The organism is Streptomyces aureocirculatus (genome assembly GCF_000720475.1).
Taxonomy (GTDB): Bacteria; Actinomycetota; Actinomycetes; order Streptomycetales; family Streptomycetaceae; genus Streptomyces; species Streptomyces aureocirculatus.
The window spans coordinates 1-242 of the sequence record NZ_JOAP01000201.1 but is presented as its reverse complement, the minus strand read 5'-3'; the positions used below and the strand labels follow the sequence as shown (position 1 = coordinate 242).

Here is a 242-nt window from a genome sequence, read left to right as displayed (position 1 = left end):
CGTGCCTGGCTACGGTGCTGGCGCTCACCGTCATCCCGGACCAGTCCCTTGGTTCCGGCGTCCCCTACGTGGCGATGGTCCCGGGCGAAGGGCTGTGGCTCAATGGCCTCGACCACATGGAGGCCGGCGAACGGCACATGATCCTCGTGCTGCAGGCCGCCAACGCCGCCATGTTCGTCCCCCTCGGGCTCTTGGCCTATGCGGCGGCCCGGCGCCCTTCGCCTTCAGCAATCGCGATCGGC

General features: G+C 69.4%; 1 protein-coding gene. It reads left to right on the top strand.

Going from position 1 to position 242, the window contains the following annotated elements:
• Positions 1-14: 14 nt before the first annotated feature.
• A partial coding sequence (locus IG78_RS43705) for a hypothetical protein (RefSeq protein ID WP_037687855.1) occupies positions 15-242 on the top strand: 228 nt, incomplete at its 3' end.